This window comes from Aurantimonas marianensis (assembly GCF_024195285.1).
Taxonomy (GTDB): domain Bacteria; phylum Pseudomonadota; class Alphaproteobacteria; order Rhizobiales; family Rhizobiaceae; genus Aurantimonas; species Aurantimonas marianensis.
Genome location: NZ_JALHBS010000048.1, coordinates 18207 through 38618 on the forward strand (window position 1 = coordinate 18207; position 20412 = coordinate 38618).

General features: G+C 63.1%; 20 protein-coding genes. All 20 read right to left on the reverse strand.

The genetic code is table 11. The annotated features are described in order from the left end of the window. Positions 1-35: 35 nt before the first annotated feature. The 20 genes from proS to MJ956_RS09025 all read right to left on the reverse strand — a co-directional run bounded on the left by proS (position 36) and on the right by MJ956_RS09025 (position 20409). Positions 36-1358, reverse strand: coding sequence for a proline--tRNA ligase (proS, locus tag MJ956_RS08935; RefSeq protein WP_253964130.1), 1323 nt, complete (start codon positions 1356-1358; stop codon positions 36-38). A 394-nt stretch (positions 1359-1752) separates the two neighbouring features. Continuing rightward, positions 1753-2019 (reverse strand): DUF1467 family protein, encoded by a 267-nt coding sequence (locus MJ956_RS08940; protein ID WP_253964131.1) that lies wholly within the window; start codon positions 2017-2019, stop codon positions 1753-1755. Between the two features lie 2 nt (positions 2020-2021). Then, a complete protein-coding gene (gene mce, locus MJ956_RS08945; protein ID WP_253964132.1) occupies positions 2022-2426 on the reverse strand; it encodes a methylmalonyl-CoA epimerase in 405 nt (134 codons plus the stop codon). A gap of 20 nt (positions 2427-2446) precedes the next feature. Further along, positions 2447-4144, reverse strand: a complete 1698-nt coding sequence (locus MJ956_RS08950; RefSeq protein WP_423724826.1) for a ribonuclease J — start codon at positions 4142-4144, stop codon at positions 2447-2449. A 227-nt stretch (positions 4145-4371) separates the two neighbouring features. Beyond that, complete coding sequence (locus MJ956_RS08955) at positions 4372-5139, reverse strand: biotin--[acetyl-CoA-carboxylase] ligase (RefSeq protein WP_253964133.1); 768 nt, start codon at positions 5137-5139, stop codon at positions 4372-4374. A 23-nt stretch (positions 5140-5162) separates the two neighbouring features. Further along, positions 5163-6605 (reverse strand): NADH-quinone oxidoreductase subunit NuoN, encoded by a 1443-nt coding sequence (gene nuoN, locus MJ956_RS08960; RefSeq protein ID WP_253964134.1) that lies wholly within the window; start codon positions 6603-6605, stop codon positions 5163-5165. 19 nt (positions 6606-6624) lie between these two features. Then, positions 6625-8133: an NADH-quinone oxidoreductase subunit M gene (locus tag MJ956_RS08965; protein ID WP_253964135.1), complete on the reverse strand. Its 1509-nt coding sequence runs from the start codon at positions 8131-8133 to the stop codon at positions 6625-6627. Then, on the reverse strand, positions 8133-10121 hold the full coding sequence (gene nuoL, locus MJ956_RS08970) for an NADH-quinone oxidoreductase subunit L (protein WP_253964136.1): 1989 nt from the start codon (positions 10119-10121) through the stop codon (positions 8133-8135). The genes MJ956_RS08965 and nuoL overlap by 1 nt, the downstream gene beginning before the upstream one ends. A 6-nt stretch (positions 10122-10127) precedes the next feature. Continuing rightward, complete coding sequence (gene nuoK / locus MJ956_RS08975) at positions 10128-10436, reverse strand: NADH-quinone oxidoreductase subunit NuoK (protein WP_206454386.1); 309 nt, start codon at positions 10434-10436, stop codon at positions 10128-10130. 19 nt (positions 10437-10455) lie between these two features. Continuing rightward, the gene (locus tag MJ956_RS08980) at positions 10456-11073 is read right to left on the reverse strand and encodes an NADH-quinone oxidoreductase subunit J (protein ID WP_253964137.1); all 618 of its coding nucleotides are present in this window, start codon (positions 11071-11073) and stop codon (positions 10456-10458) included. Positions 11074-11202: 129 nt separating this feature from the next. Beyond that, positions 11203-11694 carry an NADH-quinone oxidoreductase subunit NuoI gene (gene nuoI / locus MJ956_RS08985; protein ID WP_253964138.1) on the reverse strand — a complete coding sequence of 164 codons (492 nt, stop codon included), beginning with the start codon at positions 11692-11694 and terminating at the stop codon, positions 11203-11205. Positions 11695-11700: 6 nt separating this feature from the next. Then, positions 11701-11922 (reverse strand): hypothetical protein, encoded by a 222-nt coding sequence (locus MJ956_RS08990; RefSeq protein WP_253964139.1) that lies wholly within the window; start codon positions 11920-11922, stop codon positions 11701-11703. Further along, entirely contained in the window at positions 11919-12974 is a 1056-nt protein-coding gene (gene nuoH, locus MJ956_RS08995) for an NADH-quinone oxidoreductase subunit NuoH (protein ID WP_253964140.1), read from the reverse strand. The genes MJ956_RS08990 and nuoH overlap by 4 nt, the downstream gene beginning before the upstream one ends. 13 nt (positions 12975-12987) lie before the next feature. Next, the gene (nuoG, locus tag MJ956_RS09000) at positions 12988-15063 is read right to left on the reverse strand and encodes an NADH-quinone oxidoreductase subunit NuoG (RefSeq protein WP_253964141.1); all 2076 of its coding nucleotides are present in this window, start codon (positions 15061-15063) and stop codon (positions 12988-12990) included. Positions 15064-15076: 13 nt separating this feature from the next. Further along, entirely contained in the window at positions 15077-16384 is a 1308-nt protein-coding gene (gene nuoF, locus MJ956_RS09005) for an NADH-quinone oxidoreductase subunit NuoF (protein ID WP_253964142.1), read from the reverse strand. Positions 16385-16404: 20 nt separating this feature from the next. Further along, complete coding sequence (nuoE, locus tag MJ956_RS09010) at positions 16405-17865, reverse strand: NADH-quinone oxidoreductase subunit NuoE (protein ID WP_253964143.1); 1461 nt, start codon at positions 17863-17865, stop codon at positions 16405-16407. Between the two features lie 126 nt (positions 17866-17991). After that, complete coding sequence (locus tag MJ956_RS18785) at positions 17992-18117, reverse strand: hypothetical protein (protein ID WP_256477798.1); 126 nt, start codon at positions 18115-18117, stop codon at positions 17992-17994. Between the two features lie 58 nt (positions 18118-18175). Beyond that, positions 18176-19366: an NADH-quinone oxidoreductase subunit D gene (locus MJ956_RS09015; RefSeq protein WP_253964144.1), complete on the reverse strand. Its 1191-nt coding sequence runs from the start codon at positions 19364-19366 to the stop codon at positions 18176-18178. Between the two features lie 2 nt (positions 19367-19368). Further along, positions 19369-19791 (reverse strand): GFA family protein, encoded by a 423-nt coding sequence (locus MJ956_RS09020; RefSeq protein ID WP_253964145.1) that lies wholly within the window; start codon positions 19789-19791, stop codon positions 19369-19371. A 9-nt stretch (positions 19792-19800) separates the two neighbouring features. Further along, positions 19801-20409, reverse strand: coding sequence for an NADH-quinone oxidoreductase subunit C (locus tag MJ956_RS09025; RefSeq protein WP_253964146.1), 609 nt, complete (start codon positions 20407-20409; stop codon positions 19801-19803). Positions 20410-20412: the final 3 nt, after the last annotated feature.

The window sequence follows — 20412 nt, forward strand, 5'->3', positions numbered from 1 at the left end:
CTCAGGCGCCGCACGGGCTGCAAATGTGGTTTCGCTCACGCCAGTACCCGCCCGACCACGGCGGTGAGCGGCAGCGTATCGCGCTTGCCGGTCGCCCTCACCTTGACCTCCGCCTCGCCCGCCTTGGCGCCACGCGGACCGACGATCACCTGCAGCGGCAGGCCGATCAGATCCATGCTGGCGAATTTGACTCCGGCGCGCGTGTCCTGATCGTCATAAAGGACGTCGAGATCGGCGGCCTGGAGCTGGCGGTAGAGGTCATCGCAGGCAGCGTCGCAGGCGGCATCGCCCGGCTTCATGTTGATGAGGCCGACATCGAAGGGCGCGACCGATTTCGGCCAGATGATGCCGTTCTCGTCGTGCGAGGCCTCGATGATCGCCGCCAGCAGACGACTCGGCCCGATGCCATAGGAGCCCATGTGAACCGGCACGTCCTTGCCGTCCGGGCCGGTGACCACCGCTTTCATCGGCTCGGAATATTTGGTGCCGAAATGGAAGATGTGACCGACCTCGATGCCGCGTGCGGCGATCTTCTGATCGTCCGGCAGCCCGTCCCAGGCGGCGGTGTCGTGCATCTCGTCGGTCGCCGCGTAAGGCGTGGTCCAGGATTTGACGATCTCGGCGAGACCGGCCGCGTCGTCGAAATCGACATCCTCGCCGGGCACGTGGAGATCGAGATAATCGCGGTGACAGAACACCTCGCTCTCGCCGGTCGAAGCGAGGATGATGAACTCGTGGGAGAGATCGCCGCCGATCGGCCCGGTATCGGCCCGCATCGGGATCGCCTTCAGCCCGCAGCGCTGGAAGGTCCGCAGATAGGAGACGAACATCCGATCATAGGCGGTCTTGGCGCGCTCGAAGTCGATATCGAAGGAATAGGCGTCCTTCATCAGGAATTCCCGCGAGCGCATGACGCCGAAGCGGGGCCGCACCTCATCCCGGAATTTCCACTGGATATGGTAGAGATTGAGCGGCAGATCCTTGTAGGAGCGGACGTAGGACCGAAAAATGTCGGTCACCATCTCCTCGTTGGTCGGCCCGAACAGGAGATCGCGCTCGTGGCGATCCTCGATGCGCAGCATCTCCTTGCCGTAATCGTCATAGCGGCCGCTCTCGCGCCACAGATCGGCAGGCTGGATCGTCGGCATCAGCAGTTCGATCGCCCCGGAGCGATCCTGCTCCTCGCGGACGATTCGGCAGACGCGGTCGAGCACGCGCTTGCCGAACGGCAGGAAGGAATAGATCCCCGCCGCCTGCTGGCGGATCATGCCGGCGCGCAGCATCAACCGGTGGGAAACGATCTCCGCTTCCTTCGGGGTTTCCTTGAGAATGGGCAGAAAATATCGCGACAGGCGCATGAGGTTTCCGGTGAAATCGGTTGCCGCGGCGCCATGGCCGCACGGTCGCGTCTTAAACGCTTGATCCCTGATTGGAAAGACGGCAACGCGTTGCCGCGCGTGGGCGACTGATCGGGCTGACGGCGGCATGATCGTGACGGCTGCGCGCTCAAAAAGTGACACAGCCGTAAAATTCGCGTGACATTCGTGGCGGTGCTGGCTAACCTTCGCTTGCACAAAAAGGCGCCGGCAAGGCGCCATATTTGCGGTCTAGTCTTGGGAGGACGCGGTTTCCGGCGCGGCAGTCGTCGCAGCCCCGGTCAAAGTCACCGGCGGGAAATCCAGGCACGCGACCTAGAATGCAAGGTGAAAGCCTTGCATTTTTTTTGCGTCCGCGCTCCTCCGCCGGCCGGCATCAGGTGCCGGGAATAATGTGCGGAAGATCGTCCGGTCCGAAGCCGTAAACCTGCGTCACGATGTAGAAGACCGCGAAGATCGCCGTCGCGAGGAGCGTCGTCTGCGCGAGCTTGCGCCCCATCCGTGCGTTGGATGGCGCGCTATGCGCGGTCCCGAGGATCACGTCGTCGTCGTCGATCTGCGAGCGCACGCCCAGTGGCAAGATGACAAACAGCGAAACCCACCAGATGATGAAATAGATCGCGATCCCCGAGATCCAGCCCAACGTCACACCTCCTCGAGTTCGGTCAGCGTGCCGAACATGTCACCGGGATGGATGAACAGAACCGGACGCCCATGGGCTCCGATCTTCGGCTCACCGTCGCCGAGGACCCGCGCCCCGCCGGCGACCATCCGGTCCCGCGCCGCCTTCAGGTCGGCCACCTCATAGCAGATATGGTGCATGCCGCCTTTCGGATTCTTGGCGAGAAACGCGGCGATGGGCGACGCCTCGCCCAGCGGCTCGAGGAGCTCGACCTTGGTGTTGTCGAGCTCCACGAAGACGACCGTGACGCCGTGCTCTGGCAACGCCTGCGGCTCAGACACGGTCGCCCCCAGCGTCTCGCTATAACGCCGCGCCGCCCTTGCCAGATCGGGCACGGCCAGAGCCACGTGATTCAGTCGACCGAGCATGGCGCTTCCTTTTACCCGTTTCAGGACCGCGTGACGAACACCGTGACGATCGGCTTCTTGCCCCACGCCTCGAAAGCCGCGCCCCGTACCGCGCGGCGGACCGACTCGCCCAACTTGTCGAGATCCTTGCGGCGGCCTCGCGGCGTGCTCTCGACAGCGCCGGCGGCGGCGTCGATCAGGAGTTCCTCGATCTCCTCGCCGGCTGCATCGTCTTGCGGCAGACCGAGCGCCACAAGGTCGGGGTCGTCGCGCAATTCCAGCTTGCTGTCCAATTCCACCAGCACCGCGACATGACCGACGAAGGACAGCCTGCGGCGCTCGTTGATGCCCATGGCCTCGGCCGTTCCGATCAGGCGCCCGTCCTTGTAGAGGCGGCCGACAGGAACCTCGTGGACGACCTGCGCGGCGCCGGGCGCCAGCTGGACGGCGCGTCCGTTGCGCGCCTCGACCACCTGCTTGATCCCCAATTCCCGCGCGAGCGCCGCGTGGGCGGTCAGATGCGCCGCCTCGCCGTGGGCCGGAATGGCGATCGCCGGACGCACCCAATCATACATCTGGCACATCTCGCTGCGACGCGGGTGGCCAGAAACGTGGACGAGTTTCTCGCCATCCTCCAGCACCTTGACGCCGCGTTCGATCAACGCGTTCTTGATGTCGATGATGAGCTTTTCGTTGCCCGGGATCGATCGCGAGGAGAAGATCACAAGGTCGCCCCGCGACAGCGCGACACTCGGGTGCTCATCCCGCGCGATGCGCGCCAGCGCGGCACGGGACTCACCCTGACTGCCGGTCAGCACGATGACCGCCTTTTCCGGCGGAATATAGCCGAAATCCTGCTCGCCCAGGAACGGCGGAATACCCTCCATATAGCCGAGTTCGGTCGCGACATCGATCATCCGGCGCATCGAGCGCCCCATCAGCAGCACCTGCCGCCCGGCATCGCGAGCCGCCGCCGCGATCGAGCGGATACGTCCGACATTGGAGGAGAAGGTCGTGACGGCGACCCGCCCTTTCGCGCCACGGATGATCTCGGCCAGCGAAGCCGAGACCGCCATCTCACTCGGGCTGTCGCCCTCGCGAAGCGCGTTGGTGGAATCGGCGACCATGGCGAGGACGCCTTCATCGCCGATCTCGCGCAGCCGCTTCTCGTCTGTCGGCGCGCCGAGCGCCGGTGTCGGATCGATCTTCCAATCACCGGTGTGAACGACCGTGCCGGCCGGGGACCGGATCGCCAGCGCCACCGGCTCGGGAATGGAGTGTGTGACGTTGATAGCCTCGATCTCGAAAGGACCCACGGCAAATCGGTCGCCTGCGGAGAACAGCTCCACCGGGATCTTCGGCGCGCCCGGCTCTCCTTCCCGCTTGGCCGCCAGCAGTGCCGCCGTGAAAGCCGTGGCGAAGACCGGAACCTTCAGCCTCGGCCAGAGATCGAGCAGCGCACCATAGTGGTCTTCATGCGCATGGGTAATGACAATCCCCTTCAGCGCATTCTTCTGCTTTTCCAGAAACCGGATATCGGGAAGAACGAGATCGACCCCCGGAAAGTCGGGACCGGCAAAGGAAACGCCGCAATCGACGACGATCCACTGGCGGTCATCATCCGGCCCATAGCCGTACATGGCGAGATTCATGCCGATCTCGCCGATGCCGCCGAGCGGCACAAACATTAGCTTGTTCAAACTTCTCTCTTCTTTCAAGTCATTGCGCCGCCCGGTCATGATCGACCCACGGGGCTCGTTCGGAGTCGTCTTGGTTACATTCGTCGTTGTTCGATTGCCGTCCTAGTGGATGGAATTCGACATTCGATGCCCCCGTGCGGCTGTCTGGGAATCAAATGTCGAATTTGAAACATCCATGCGAGTCATAGGGTTGCTAGTGGTCCTTCGATTTCGACATTTGCTCGCCAGGGCGCTCCAACGGCGACGCAAACGTCGAAATCGAACCACTAGACGGCGGAGACCGGTGGCGCCATGCGCTCGTCGCTCTCCAGAAAAAACAGATCGCCCGCCGAAACCGTGGTTGCCTCGCCACCTTCACCCCGCAGGACCAGCCGACCGCGCTCATCGAGCGCCTCGAAGCGCCCGGTCAGCACGCCGTCCGTCAGATTGACGCGGCAGGGCCGGCCGATCCCCGCGGCATGGGCCAGCCATTCGCGCCTGATCGCGGCAAATCCCTCCCCACGCCGGAAGACTGCGAACGCCCGTTCCACCTCGTCCGCAACGCACGCAAAGACCGTGTCCAGGTCGTCGACAACGCCTTCTCGCGCCAGGCTCGTCACCTCGTTGGGCGTGCCGTCGGGGACGTGGAGAATATTGACGCCGCAGCCGACAACGACCGCCATCCGGCCGTCGGCGAGCCGCTCGCTTTCGAGGAGAATTCCGACCGTTTTGCGTCCTTTGACAAGGACGTCGTTCGGCCATTTCACCGCGACCGCCCCGTCATCGGCACCCTTGAGCTTGGCGAGCCCGTTGCGCACGCCGAGCGAGGCGACCAAAGGCAGGTTCGACAGATGTTCCAATGGCGCCGGGTCGATGACCAGCCAACTGGCATAGAGGTTTCCCCGCTCCGAGACCCAGGCGCGCCCTCTGCGGCCGCGTCCTGCCACCTGCCGTTCGGCCGTGACCCACAAACGCCCCGGATCACCAGCGCGCGCTGCCTCCAATGCCACCGAATTAGTCGAGGCGACTTCGCCGAGGGCGAGACGCCGCCGCATTGCTTTCGTGCCCGCCGGCACCGTCAGAAGAACGTTCGCGCCGCAGCCTCGGCGGCGGTGAAGATCGGTCCCCCGATGAAAAGATAGACCGGGAAGATGAACAGCGCCGCGGCCCACAGGACCAGCCGCAGTTCCATCGCCATCGGCACGAACTCGGTCGATGGTTCATCGAACCACATCAACTTCACGATCCGCAGATAATAGTAAAGGCCGACGACGCTCGCCAGTACGCCGATGACCGCCAAGGCGTAAAGCTCGGCCTCGACCGCCGCCATGAACACGAAATATTTGGCGAAGAAACCGGCCAGCGGCGGCAATCCGGCGAGCGAGAGCATCAGGATCGTCAGGAACAGCGCCATCACCGGGTTGGTCTTCGACAGACCCGCCAGATCCTCGATTTCCTCGACCACGCCATCCTTGCGCCGCATGGCGAGGATCACGGCAAAGGTGCCGAGCGTCATCGCCAGATAGATTGTCATGTAGATCAGGACGCCTCGGACGCCTTCGACACTGGCGGCCGCGAGGCCGACAAGGGCAAATCCCATATGGCCGATCGAGGAATAGGCCATCAGACGCTTGAAATTGCGCTGACCGATAGCCGCGAAGGCGCCGAAAGCCATCGATGCGATCGAGATGAAGACGATGATCTGCTGCCAATCCACCGCCAGCGGCTCGAAGCCCCGCACAGTGAAGCGGGTGATGAGCGCCATGGCGGCGACCTTCGGCGCGCCCGCAAGAAAGGCCGTGATCGGAGTCGGTGCGCCCTCGTAGACGTCGGGTGTCCACATGTGAAACGGCACCGCCGAAATCTTGAAGGCAAGGCCCGCGAGCACGAACACCAGGCCGACGACAAGACCCAAGGAGCGTCCCTCGCTGGTAATCGCCGATGCGATCGCGCCGAATTCGATCTGGCCGGTAAAACCATAGACCATCGAAGCGCCGTAAAGCAGCATGCCCGAGGACAAGGCGCCAAGGACGAAATACTTCAAGCCGGCTTCGGTCGAACGGGCCGAATCCCGATTGATCGCGGCGAGAACATAGATCGCCAGGGATTGCAGCTCGAGCCCGAGATAGAGCGTGATCAGGTCGCCGGCCGACACCATCACCATCATTCCGGTCGTCGACAACACGATCAGCACCGGAAACTCGAACCGGTTGAACCGCTCGCTCTCGGCGAAACCGACCGACATGATCACCGCGGCCGCCGAGCCGACGAGCACCAGAACCTTCATGAACCCGGCAAACGGATCGAGCACGAAAGAGCCGCCAAAGGCCTCGCCATAGGGCGTGACGAAGACAAGCCAAAGCCCCGCGATGATGATCAGCGCGACCGACAGGCCGGTTACCGTCTGGGCGCTGCGCTCACCGGCGAAGACACCGATCATCAAAAGAAGCATCGCGCCTCCCGCCATGATCAGTTCAGGACCGACGATCGGCAGACTGGAGGCGATCATTTGCGAATACATGTGCGTCCGATCCCCGCTGTTACTTCGCCAGGGCGACCGATTCGGCCGCCTCCAGCGCTGCGGTGTAGGTATTGAGCATCGACTCGACCGATGCCGCCGTCACGTTGAAGACCGGCATCGGATAGACGCCGAAGAAAATCACCAGGGCGACGAGCGGATAGAGCAGGATCTTCTCGCGCCGCGACAGGTCGAGGATCGCGCGCAGGCTCTCCTTCTCCAGCGCGCCGAAGATCACCCGCCGATAGAGCCACAACGCGTAGGCCGCCGAAAGGATGACGCCGGTGGTCGCGAAGATCGCCACCCAGCTGTTGACCTGGAACACCCCGACCAGGGTCAGGAACTCGCCGACAAAGCCACTCGTCCCGGGCAGCCCGACATTTGCCATGGTGAAGATCAACATCGCGGTGGCGTAATGCGGCATCCGGTTGACCAGGCCGCCATAGGCACTGATCTCACGGGTATGCATGCGGTCATAGACGACACCGACACAAAGGAACAGCGCGCCGGAAACCAGCCCGTGCGAGAGCATCTGGAAGATCGCCCCCTCGACGCCCTGGCTGTTGGCGGCGAAGATGCCCATCGTCACGAAGCCCATATGCGCGACAGAGGAGTAGGCGATCAGCTTCTTGATGTCCTCCTGCATCAGCGCCACCAGCGAGGTGTAGATGATCGCGACGACCGAAAGCGTGAAGACGAAAGGCGCGAAATCGGCCGAGGCCAGCGGGAACATCGGCAGCGAGAAGCGCAGGAAGCCGTAACCGCCAAGCTTCAAGAGAATGCCGGCCAGTATCACCGATCCCGCCGTCGGTGCCTCGACATGGGCGTCGGGTAGCCAGGTGTGAACCGGCCACATCGGCATCTTCACCGCGAAGCTGGCGAAGAAGGCGACCCATAGCCAGGGCTGCATCGATGCCGGGAAGTTATGCTGCAGTAGCTCCGGAATCGAGCTGGTGCCGGCGTTCCAATACATCGCCATGATGGCGATGAGCATCAGTACCGAGCCGAGGAAGGTGTAGAGGAAGAACTTGTAGCTCGCGTAGATCCGCCGCTTGCCGCCCCATACGCCGATGATCAGGAACATCGGGATGAGGCCGCCCTCGAAGAAGACGTAGAAGAGCACGAGATCGAGCGCGCAGAAAACGCCCACGACCAGCGTCTCCAGCACCAGGAAGGCGATCATGTACTCCTTCACGCGGGTCTGCACGGACTCGTAGCTCGCGAGGATGCAGATCGGCATGAGGAAGGTCGTCAGGATCACGAACAGCATCGAGATGCCGTCGACACCCAGGTGATAGGTGATCCCGCTGCCGAGCCAGTCCAGCCGCTCGACCATCTGGAAATCCGGGTTCGCCGTGTCGAATTCGACCCAGATCCAGAGCGAGACGACGAAGGTAAAGACCGTGGTCAGCAATGCGACGGTGCGGATATTGCGCCGCGCCAGCTCGCTCTCATCCCTGATGAACAGGATCAGCAGCGCGCCAACCAGCGGCAGGAAGGTGACGGTCGAAAGGATCGGCCAGTCGCTCATCAGTTCGCCCCCCCGAGCATCGTCCAGCTGACCAGCGCAGCGACGCCGATCAGCATCGCGAAGGCATAGTGATAGAGATAACCGGTCTGCAGGCGAACCACGCGATTGGTGACATCCAGGACACGCGCCGAGACCCCGTCGGGCCCAAGCCCGTCAATGACCTTGCCGTCGCCGGTCTTCCACAGAAAACGTCCGAGCGCCTTGGCCGGGCGTACGAAAAGAAAACCGTAGAGCTCGTCGAAGTACCATTTGTTCAGGAGGAACTTGTAGAGGCCGCGGTGTCGCTCGACGACTTGGTGCGGCAGCTCGGGCGAGCGGATGTAGAAAAGCCAGGCGATCGCGAAGCCGATCGCCATCATGACAGCCGGCAGGAAGGCGATGGCGAAGGGCACGTCGTGGAGGTCGTGGAGCACCTCGTTCTCGGGCCCCGTATACAGCGATGCGAGCCAGAACTCCTCATAGCCCTCACCGATGAACGCTCCGGCGAAGAGCAGTCCAGCAAGGAGCGCGCCGGCGGCGAGCACGAACAGCGGCACCAGCATCACCATCGGCGATTCGTGGATGTGATGCATGACGTCGGCCGAGGCACGCGGCTTGCCGTGGAACGTCATGAAAATCAGGCGCCAGGAGTAGAAGCTGGTCAGCAAGGCGGCCATGACCGTCAGGCCCCAGCCATACGTGGCGAAGGCATTATCACCGACGAAGGCTGCCTCGATGACGGCGTCCTTGGAAAAATAGCCCGCCGTGAACGGAAAGCCGGTCAGCGCCAGCGTGCCGATCACCATCAACCAATAGGTGGCCGGGATGTGCTTCTTGAGGCCGCCCATACGGCGCATATCCTGCTCGTCGGAAACAGCGTGGATGACGGAGCCGGCGCCGAGGAACAGCAGCGCCTTGAAGAAGGCGTGGGTGAACAAGTGGAAGATCGCCACGCTGTAGGCGCCGACGCCTAGGGCAACGAACATGTAGCCGAGCTGCGAACAGGTCGAATAGGCGATGACCCGCTTGATGTCGTTCTGGACCAACCCGACCGTGGCGGCGAAGATCGCCGTCGTCGCGCCGATGAAGGTGACGAAGGTCAGCGCGGTGTGACTCAACTCGAACAACGGTGACATCCGGGCGACCAGGAAGACGCCGGCCGTGACCATCGTCGCGGCATGGATCAGCGCGGAAACCGGCGTCGGACCTTCCATCGCGTCGGGCAGCCAGGTGTGGAGCCCGATCTGGGCGGATTTGCCCATGGCACCCATGAACAAGAGCAGGCAGATGACGGTGAGCGCGGCGCCCATCGACAGCGAGTAGCCGGCGAAGTCGAGGACGGCGTCGCCGAGCGCGGGAGCGGCCTGGCCCCCCTCGCCGCCCATCTGGCCGGCAATGTCGGCGGCACCGGCGAAGATGGTGTCGAGATTGAGCGAACCGAACAGCACGAAGACGCCGAAGATGCCGAGCACGAAGCCGAAATCGCCGACGCGGTTGACGATGAAGGCCTTCATCGCCGCGGCGTTCGCCGACGGCTTCTTGTACCAGAAGCCGATCAGGAGATACGAGGCGAGACCGACGCCCTCCCAGCCGAAGAACATCTGCACGAGATTGTTCGACGTCACCAGCATCAGCATGGCGAAGGTAAACAGCGACAGATAGGCGAAGAAGCGCGGCCGATGCGGATCGTGGTGCATGTAGCCGATCGAATAGACATGCACGAGCGAGGAGACCGTGTTGACGACGACCAGCATGACCAAGGTCAGACGGTCGATCCTGAGCGACCAGGCGACGTCGAGGCCACCGGACTGCATCCATTGGAACAGCGTCAGCCGCAATGTCTCGCCCTCGCCGAGGCCGAACGAGATGAAGCCGATCCACGACAGGACCGCCGCGACGATCAGGAAGCCGGAGGTGATATATTCGGACGCCTTGGCGCCGATCGCGTTGCCGAAGAGGCCGGCGATCAGGAAGCCGGCGAGCGGCAGGAGAACGATGGTCTGATACACGCCCGATCAGCCTTTCATCGTGTTGACGTCATCGACGGCGATGGAGCCGCGATTGCGGAAGAAGACGACGAGAATGGCGAGGCCGATCGCGGCCTCCGCCGCCGCGACGGTCAGCACGAAGAGTGCGAAGACCTGCCCGACCAGATCGTTGAGGAAGGCGGAGAAGGCCACGAAATTCAGATTGACGGCCAGAAGGATCAACTCGACGGACATCAGGATCGTGATGATGTTCTTGCGATTCATGAAGATGCCGAAGACGCCCGTGACGAACAGGATCGCCGCGACGGTAAGGTAGTGTCCGAGACCGACTTCCATTGCGTTCATTCCCTCGTCCTCAGATGCCCTTGCCGCTTTCGACCTTGCGGATTTCGATAGCCGTCGCCGGGTTGCGCGCGACCTGTGCGGGGATCGACTGACGCCGGATTCCCTCCTTGTGGCGCAAGGTCAGAACGATCGCACCGATCATCGCGACGAACAGGATCAGGCCGGCAAGCTGGAAAAACAGGATGTAGCGGGTGTAGAGCACCGCGCCGAGCGCCTCGATGTTCGACATGACGGCCAGCGGCGGCGTCGGCATGGCCGTCGCGACGGACAGCTGCGGGTCGTAATAGTTGCCGGTAACCGCGATGATCAACTCGGCCAGCAGCACGATGCCGATAATCGCTCCGAACGGCGCGTATTGCAGCGCGCCACGCTTCAACTTGGCGAAGTCGACGTCGAGCATCATCACAACGAACAGGAAGAGCACGGCGACGGCGCCGACATAGACGACGATCAGAATAAGCGCCAGGAACTCCGCGCCAGTCAGCAGGAACAGCCCGGCGGCGCTGACGAAGGTGAGAATCAGGAACAGCACCGAATGGACCGGATTCCTGGAGAACACGACCATCAGCGCCGCGCCGACCGCGATCAGCGCGAAGATGTAGAAGAATAGTGCCTGAAGGCCCAGCATCCTCGGGCTCCTTGTGATGGTATCGGGCGCGGCCCGACGGTCCTCGCCCCTGCCCCGTCGATCTTGTCAAATCAGGCGGAGAATCGCGTCCGGTCTGGCGATCCTCCGGCCAAAAAAACCCCTGCCCGCTTAGCGGTAAGGCGCGTCGAGCGCAATGTTGCGAGCGATCTCCCGCTCCCAGCGGTCGCCGTTCGCCAGCAGCTTTTCCTTGTCGTAGTAAAGTTCCTCGCGGGTCTCGGTCGCAAATTCGAAATTCGGCCCTTCGACGATCGCGTCGACCGGGCAGGCTTCCTGGCAGAAACCGCAATAGATACACTTCACCATGTCGATGTCGTAGCGCACCGTCCGGCGGGTGCCGTCATTGCGTCGCGGTCCGGCCTCGATGGTGATCGCCTGGGCCGGGCAGATCGCTTCGCAGAGCTTGCAGGCAATGCAGCGCTCCTGGCCATTGGGATAGCGCCGAAGGGCGTGCTCGCCACGAAAACGCGGGCTCTGCGGTCCCTTTTCGAACGGGTAGTTCACCGTCGATTTCGCCGCGAAGAAATACCGCATCGACAGGCCGAAAGCCTTGATGAACTCGACGAGAAACAGCGATTTGACGGTCTGGGCGATGGCGTTCAAGAGACTCTAGCCTCCCAAGTTCGAGGCGACGACCGGCCCGGCGAACCAGCCGACGACCGGGAAGAGAACGAGCTGCGAAATGCGGGCGATATTCAGTGCCGTCCCGGCTCCAAGGCGTTCGGCGGGCCGGCGCCGAGCCATGACATCGATGACATAGCCGAGAACGAAGAAGTCCGCGAGGCCGATGGCGAGGCCGAGCACGGCACCGAGGATCGCGGGATCGGTCATGCGGCCGCGGCGCCCCAGCCCATGAACTGTACGACGAAGGCAACGATCGCGACCATGGCGAGCGAAAGGGGCAGGAACACCTTCCAGCCAAGCCGCATCAACTGGTCATAGCGGTAACGGGGTACGAAGGCCTTGACCATCGCGAACATGAAAAAGACCAATGCGACCTTGGACAGAAACCAGATCACGCCCGGAATCCAGGTGAACGGCACGAAATTGAACGGCGGCAGCCAGCCACCCAGGAACAGGATGGTCGTCAGGCTGCACATCAGCGTAATCGCCGCGTATTCGCCGAGCATGAACATCATGTACGGCGTCGAGCCATACTCCACCATGAAGCCGGCGACGAGCTCCGATTCGGCCTCCGGCAGGTCGAAGGGCGGCCGGTTCGTCTCGGCCAGCGCCGAAATGAAGAACACGATGAACATCGGGAACAGGCCAAGCCAGTGCCAGTCGAGGAAGGTATTCGGCAGGCCGACCATGGTTCCGACGCCGGTCTGCTGGGCCAGGACGATGTCGGTGAGATTGAGCGAACCGACGGCCAGAAGCACCGTCACGATCACGAAGCCGATCGAGACCTCGTAGGACACCATCTGCGCGGCGGAGCGAAGCGCGCCGAGAAAGGCGTATTTCGAGTTCGACGCCCAACCGCCCATGATGACGCCATAGACTTCGAGCGACGAGATCGCGAAGACGTACAAAATACCGATGTTGATGTCGGCGATCACCCAGCCCTCGGCGACCGGCACGACGGCGAAGGTAGCGAGCGCCAGCGTTACGGCGACCAGGGGCGCCAGCAGGAACACGACCTTGTCCGCGCTGGCCGGGATCACCGGTTCCTTCAAGACGAATTTCAGCAAATCGGCGAAGGACTGGAACAGCCCCCAGGGCCCGACGACATTGGGACCACGACGCATCTGCACCGCCGCCCAGATCTTGCGGTCCGCCAAGAGGATATAAGCGACGAGGACGAGCAGGACGACGAGAAACAGAAGACTCTGCGCCAGAATGATCAGGCCCGGCCAGACATAGAGGGAGACGAATTCAGCCACTGTCAGCCGTCCTTTACTCTGCCGCTTCGAGGTGTTCGGCCCTTGCGAGCTGCGAGCACTCGGCCATCACCTTCGATGCGCGGGCGATCGGGTTGGTCAGATAGAAATCCCCGATATTGGACGCGAACATCCCCGCCGCCAGTGGTTTCGCTCGATCGGCCAGCCCGGTGATGACCGACGCGTCAACCGATTCGATCCGATCCGAGCGCATGAAGGCGTGCGACTGATACAGTTCACGGCGCAGGGCCGCAAGCGAATCGAAGGGCAGCGTCTCGCCGAGAACGGCTGACAGCGCCCGGATGATCGCCCAGTCCTCGCGCGCGTCGCCAGGGGGAAAAGACGCCCGGCTGCCGACCTGGGCCCTGCCCTCGACATTGACCCAGGTGCCCGACTTTTCGGTGTAGGCCGCGCCCGGCAGGATCACGTCGGCGCGGTGCGCGCCCCGGTCGCCATGGGTGCCGATGTAGACGACGAAGGGTCCGCCCGCGATCTCGATCTCGTCGGCGCCGAGATTGAACAGAACGTCGACCTCGCCGCCGGCCATCTCGGCCGCGGTCCTGCCACCCTCGCCTGGAACGAAGCCGATGTCGAGGCCGCCCACACGTGATGCCGCCGAATGCAGCACGTTGAAGCCGTTCCAGCCATCCGTTACGGCGCCGATTTCGCGGGCCAGCGCCGCGATGGAGGCCAGCACGTCGGCCCCATTCTCGCCGACGAGTGCTCCCTGCCCGACGATGATCATCGGCCGTTCGGCGTTCTTCAAGGCGTTGAAGAAGCCTGGGTTCGCGCCCTCGAGGTCGCTCAGCGTGTCGGTGCCGGCGCCGAGATAGATGGTTTCGTAGCGCAGATCGACATTCTCGCCGATCACCCCGATCGGGAAGCCGCCCATGCGCCAACGCTTGCGGATGCGCGCGTTGAGCACCGACGCCTCGAAGCGCGGATTGGCGCCGACGATCAACAGTGCATCGGCATTCTCGATGCCGGCAATCGTCGTGTTGAACAGGTAGGAGGCGCGGCCGTCGGCGGGATCCAGCTTCGCCCCGTCCTGCCTGCAATCGAGATTCGTCGAGCCGAGCTCGCCCATCAGACGCTTCAGCGCCCACATCTCCTCGACGGCGGCGAGATCGCCGGCGATCGCGCCCAGTCGCGCACCCTCGACGCCATCGACCTTGGCCTTGATCGCGGCAAAGGCCTCCTGCCAGCTGGCCGGACGCAGGCGGCCGTTCTCGCGTACATAGGGCTTGTCGAGCCGCTGGGTCCGCAGACCGTCCCAGACGAAGCGGGTCTTGTCGGAGATCCACTCCTCGTTGATGTCCTCATTGATGCGCGGAAGAATCCGCATGACCTCGCGGCCGCGCGTGTCGACGCGGATCGCCGAGCCGACGGCGTCCATCACGTCGATCGTCTCGGTCTTGGTCAGTTCCCATGGCCGGGCCTGGAATGCATAAGGCCGCGAGGTCAGCGCGCCGACCGGGCAAAGATCGATGACGTTGCCCTGCAGTTCCGACGTCATCGCCTGTTCTAGGAAGGTGGTGATTTCGGCGTCCTCGCCGCGGCCGACGAGACCCAGCTCGGAAATACCCGCGACCTCGGTGGTGAAGCGGACGCAGCGCGTGCAGTGGATGCAGCGCGTCATGATCGTCTTGACCAGCGGGCCGATATATTTGTCCTCGACGGCGCGCTTGTTCTCTTGATAGCGCGACGAATCGACGCCGAAGGCCATCGCCTGGTCCTGCAGGTCGCATTCGCCGCCCTGGTCGCAGATCGGGCAGTCCAGCGGATGATTGATCAGCAGGAATTCCATCACGCCCTCGCGGGCCTTCTTGACCATCGGCGTGTTGGTGAAGACCTCCGGCAACTCGCCGTTCGGCCCCGGCCGCATATCGCGTACGCCCATGGCGCAGGAGGCGGCGGGCTTCGGCGGACCACCCTTCACCTCGACCAGGCACATGCGGCAATTGCCGGCGATCGACAGCCGCTCGTGGAAGCAAAAGCGCGGAATCTCGGCGCCCGCCTCCTCTGCCGCCTGCAGCAGCGTGTAGTGGTCCGGGACCTCGATCTCTTTGCCGTCGACTTTGAGTTTGGTCATAGACCTATCCTGCTTATTCCGCCGCTTCGAGCACAGGCCGGCGATCTGCGTCGGCATTGCGCGAGAACTCGTCGATCCGCCGCTCGATTTCGGCGCGGAAATGGCGCACCAGCCCCTGGATTGGCCAGGCGGCCGCATCGCCAAGCGCGCAGATCGTATGGCCCTCGACCTGCTTGGTCACGTCGAGAAGCATGTCGATCTCGCGCTTCTGGGCATTGCCGATGGCCATGCGCTCCATCACCCGCCACATCCAGCCGGTGCCCTCGCGGCAGGGTGTGCATTGGCCGCAGCTCTCGTGTTTGTAGAAATATGAGATTCGGGCGATCGCCTTCACGATGTCGGTGGAGCGATCCATGACGATGACGGCGGCGGTGCCGAGCGAGGTCTTGATGTCGCGCAACCCGTCGAAGTCCATCGGCGCGTCGATGATATCCTCGGCCGGAACCAGCGGTACGGAGGAGCCGCCGGGGATGACCGCGAGAAGATTGTCCCAGCCGCCCTGGATGCCGCCGCAATGCTTTTCGATCAGTTCTCGGAAGGAGATGCCCATCGCCTCCTCCACCGTGCACGGACGCTCGACGTGGCCGGAGACGCAGAACAGCTTGGTGCCGGTATTGTTCTGGCGGCCAATACCGGCGAACCAGCCGCCGCCACGACGCAAGATCGTCGGCGCGACCGCGATCGATTCGACGTTGTTCACCGTGGTCGGGCAGCCATAGAGCCCAACATTGGCCGGGAACGGCGGCTTCAGGCGCGGCTGGCCCTTCTTGCCCTCCAGGCTTTCCAGCAGCGCGGTCTCTTCACCACAGATATAGGCACCGGCGCCGTGATGGACGATGATGTCGTAATCCCAGCCGCACTTGTTGTCCTTGCCGAGCAGCCCGGCCTCATAGCACTCGTCGATGGCCCGCTGCAGCGCCTGCCGCTCGCGGATATATTCGCCGCGAATGTAGATGTAGCAGGTGTGCGCGCCCATCGCGAAACCGGCGATGACGCAGCCCTCGATCAGCGTGAACGGGTCGTTCCGCATGATCTCCCGGTCCTTGCAGGTACCGGGTTCTGATTCGTCGGCGTTGATGACGAGGTAATGCGGGCGCGCACCGGGCTCCTTCGGCATGAACGACCATTTGAGTCCGGTCGGGAAGCCGGCACCACCACGTCCGCGAAGGCCCGATTCCTTCATCTCGTTGATGATCCAGTCGCGGCCCTTGCCGATGATGTCGGCCGTACCGTCGAAATGCCCGCGCTTCATCGCGGCCCGCAGGCTCTTGTCCCGCAGACCGTAGATGTTGGTGAAGATGCGGTCCCTGTCGTGAAGCATCTAATGTCTCCTCGTCCGCATCATTCCGTGCCCTGGGACCCGGCCGCCCCACTCTGCAAGGCCCTTGCCTGGGCCGTCCAGCCGTCGCGCACGGCGCGGCCCCGAAAGTTCAGATAATCGTCGACCCAGGAAAGCTCCGCATCGCTCCATTTGGCGATTTGCCGGAAGTGAAAGACGCCGAGTTCGTTGAGCTTGGCCTCGATGACCGGACCTATGCCCTTGATCTTTTTCAGGTCGTCCGCCGTGCCCTCCGGCTCGGTCAGAAGACCGGAGGGTTTCTCGCCGGCTTCGTCCGCTGGCCCGACGTCTCCCGCAGCGGCCGCATCCATGGGCCCGGCGTTGGTATCGGAAGTCGCACGGCGCTTGCCCTCTAGCTTCGCGGCGTCGTCTTTTCCGGAGAGGTCGACCTTCGCGTCTGTGACGCCCGGCCCTCTCGACGAATCGTTCGGAGCCAGCGCGATATCCGGGACCGTCGCCGCACGGGCTGCCGCCTCCTTCCGGCGGAGCGTGCCGCCAGCGGGCGCCGCCGCATTCGGGCTCTCAGCCGAAACCTGACCGGCTTCCGCCGCATCCCGCTCGGCTTCTCCGGTCTCGCCCTCGACCGCGCCGCCGGTGCGGCCCGCGCCTGGCCGACGGCCATTTGCGGTCAGTTTGTCGCTGACATTCTGCTCGGCCGACTGCGGCACGTTATCATCGTTCGCCTTGCCCGGCGCCGCAATCGTCGGATCGGTTTCAGGTGCCCCGGTATCCGGCCTTCCGGCTTCCGACGGCGGGGTCGTGGTGGCCGGTCCTGCGCCGGTGCCCTTGAAAGGCGTGCCCCCTTTCGGCGCCTCGGATTTGTCAGACGGCAAATCCTTGATCAGATCGTCGTAGTCGCCAGTGAGGCTGGTCAGGCCGCCGATTGGAGCCGACAGGTGGCGTCCGTTCTGCGGTCCCGGCTCGACCTCCCCGCCGCGCCCCGCCTCGAACAGATCGATGATCTCCTCGAGCCGCTCCGGCGTCAGATCCTCATAGGTGTCCTCGAAAACCATGACCATCGGCGCGTTGACACAGGCCCCGAGACACTCGACCTCCTCCCAGGACAGGGTGCCGGCCTCGTTGCGATGGAAGGGCTCGGGATGTATCTTCGACCGGCAAACGGCTTTCAGATCCTCCGCGCCGCGCAACATGCAAGGCGTCGTGCCGCAGACCTGGACATGCGCCCGGGTGCCGACCGGCTTCAGCTGGAACTGTGTATAGAATGTCGCGACCTCGAGCACCCGAATGAGCGGCATCGCCAGCATGTCAGCGACGTGAACGATCGCTGACTTGGTGACCCAACCCTCCTGGTCCTGCGCCCGCATCAGGAGGGGAATCACCGCCGACTGCTGACGACCCTCGGGATATTTACGAATCGTCGCCTGCGCCCAAGCCGCGTTTTCGTCGGTGAAGGCGAAGCCATCGGGCTGGACGGCATCTTCCGCGAGACGTCTGACAGACATCGGACCTCGACTCTGCAACCGGTTCAACATGCGATATTGCGGTGCGTTCTATCATACGAACGGCAAAAGGCCAGTGGCTAAGGCCGCATGATTCCGCTCTCGCTCGATTGTCGGGGCGGCGACGATTCAGATGTCCAGAAGCGCCTCGACCGAAACCATGTATCCCGGCGGAGAAAGATCGATCACGGCATCGGTGCCAAGGATCAGCGTGGTGATTTCGCCCACCCCCGATTGCCGGCGATCATGAATCACGCGCTTTTCGTCACCGTCCGTAGACGATCAGATAACGCACGATGCTCGGGACCGACGCTCAGCGGTCGACCTCGCCGAAGACGATGTCGAGCGAGCCGAGAATAGCCGAGACATCGGCGAGCATGTGCCCCTTGCACATCACGTCCATCGCCTGGAGATGGGCGAAGCCCGGCGCCTTCAATTTGCAACGATAGGGCTTGTTGGTGCCGTCTGCGACCAGATAGACGCCGAATTCGCCCTTCGGCGCCTCGACAGCGGCATAGACTTCGCCCGCCGGCACATGGAAGCCCTCGGTGTAGAGCTTGAAATGATGGATGAGCGCTTCCATCGAGCGCTTCATCTGGCCGCGCGACGGCGGCACGACCTTGCCTTCGGCCGACGACACCGGCCCGATGCGCTCGGCGCCCGCCAGCAATTCGACGCACTGCTTCATGATCTTCACGGATTCGCGCATCTCGACCATGCGGATCAGATAGCGATCGTAGCAGTCACCGTTCTTGCCGACGGGGATGTCGAAATCCATCTCGCCGTAGCACTCGTAAGGCTGCGACTTGCGTAAATCCCAGGCCGCGCCCGAGCCGCGCACCATCACGCCGGAAAACCCGAGTGCCCAGGCATCGTCGAGGCCGATCACGCCAATATCGACATTGCGCTGCTTGAAGATGCGGTTGTCGGTCAAAAGGCCTTCGATGTCGTCGCAGACCTTCAGGAACGGATCGCACCAGGCGCCGATGTCGTCGACGAGTTGCGGCGGCAAATCCTCATGGACGCCGCCTGGCCGAAAATACGCCGCGTGCATGCGCGAACCGGAGGCGCGCTCATAGAATACCATCAGCTTCTCGCGCTCTTCGAAACCCCAGAGCGGCGGCGTCAGCGCGCCAACGTCCATGGCCTGGGTCGTCACGTTGAGAAGATGGGAGAGGATGCGGCCGATTTCGCAATAAAGCACGCGAATCAACTGCCCGCGTCGGGGCACGCCGACCTCCGCCAGCCGCTCGATGGCGAGGCAGAATGCGTGCTCCTGGTTCATCGGCGCGACGTAGTCGAGCCGATCGAAATAGGGAATCGCCTGGAGATAGGTCTTGTGCTCGATCAGCTTCTCGGTACCGCGATGCAACAGACCGATATGCGGGTCGACGCGTTCGACGACTTCGCCGTCGAGTTCCAGCACCAGCCGCAGAACGCCGTGGGCGGCGGGATGCTGCGGCCCGAAATTGATGTTGAAGTTGCGGACGTCGATCTCGGCCATGTCTAGCTATCCTGCCCGGCAGCGAAGGCTGCCACGACTTCCGGCCCGGTCATCTTACGCGTCGCATCTGCGAATCTGTAAGTCTCGGGCTTTTCGTCGATAAAGATTTCCTCGGTGAACGCGAAGCGCGATGGGTCGTCGAATCCCTGCATGGAGACGGCCGCGTGACTGCCGTCCCGCATTCGCCAGAGGAGGCTCGATCCGCAGCTTTTGCAGAATAGCCGCTCGGCCCAATCCGACGAAACATATCGACTGAACTGCGTCTCGTCCTCAAGAGTCACTTCCGTACAAGGAACGGCCATGAATACGCCGCCGCTCCACTTCTGGCACATGCGGCAATGACAGACATCCATTTCCATTTTCTGCGGTTTTGCGGTGAACCGCGCCGCACCGCACAGACATCCGCCCTTAAGCGCCTCGCTCATGTCCAAACCTCAGTTCGGTTTTGCCTTCTCATCACCCGGCAGCACGTAGTCGGTCCCCTCCCATGGCGAGAGAAAGTCGAAATTGCGGAATTCCTGCCGCAGTTCGACCGGCTCGTAGACCACCTGCTTGCGCTGTTCGTCGTAACGCACTTCGACGAAGCCGGTCAGCGGGAAGTCCTTGCGCAGCGGATGACCCTCAAAGCCGTAATCGGTGAGGATACGGCGAAGATCGGGATGGCCGGTGAACAGAATGCCGTAGAAATCATAGGCCTCACGCTCGAACCAGTCGGAGCCGGCAAAAACGTCGCAGACCGATGGCACGGGATCGTCCTCGCCGACACGCACCTTCACCCGGATGCGTTGATTCTGCCGTGGCGACAGCAGATGATAGACCACATCGAAACGCTTTTCCCGTTCGGGATAATCGACCCCGCAGATGTCCGTCAGATTGACGAATTGGGTCTGCGGATCGTCGCGCAAGAAGGTCAGTACCTGGACGATGTCTGCGGGCGCGACGACCAGCGTCAGTTCGCCATATGCCATCTGATGCTCGGCGAGGCTGTCGCCCAGCGTTTCGGCCACGTAGTCGGCCAGATCCTCGGTCGCGAATTCGCGCATCAC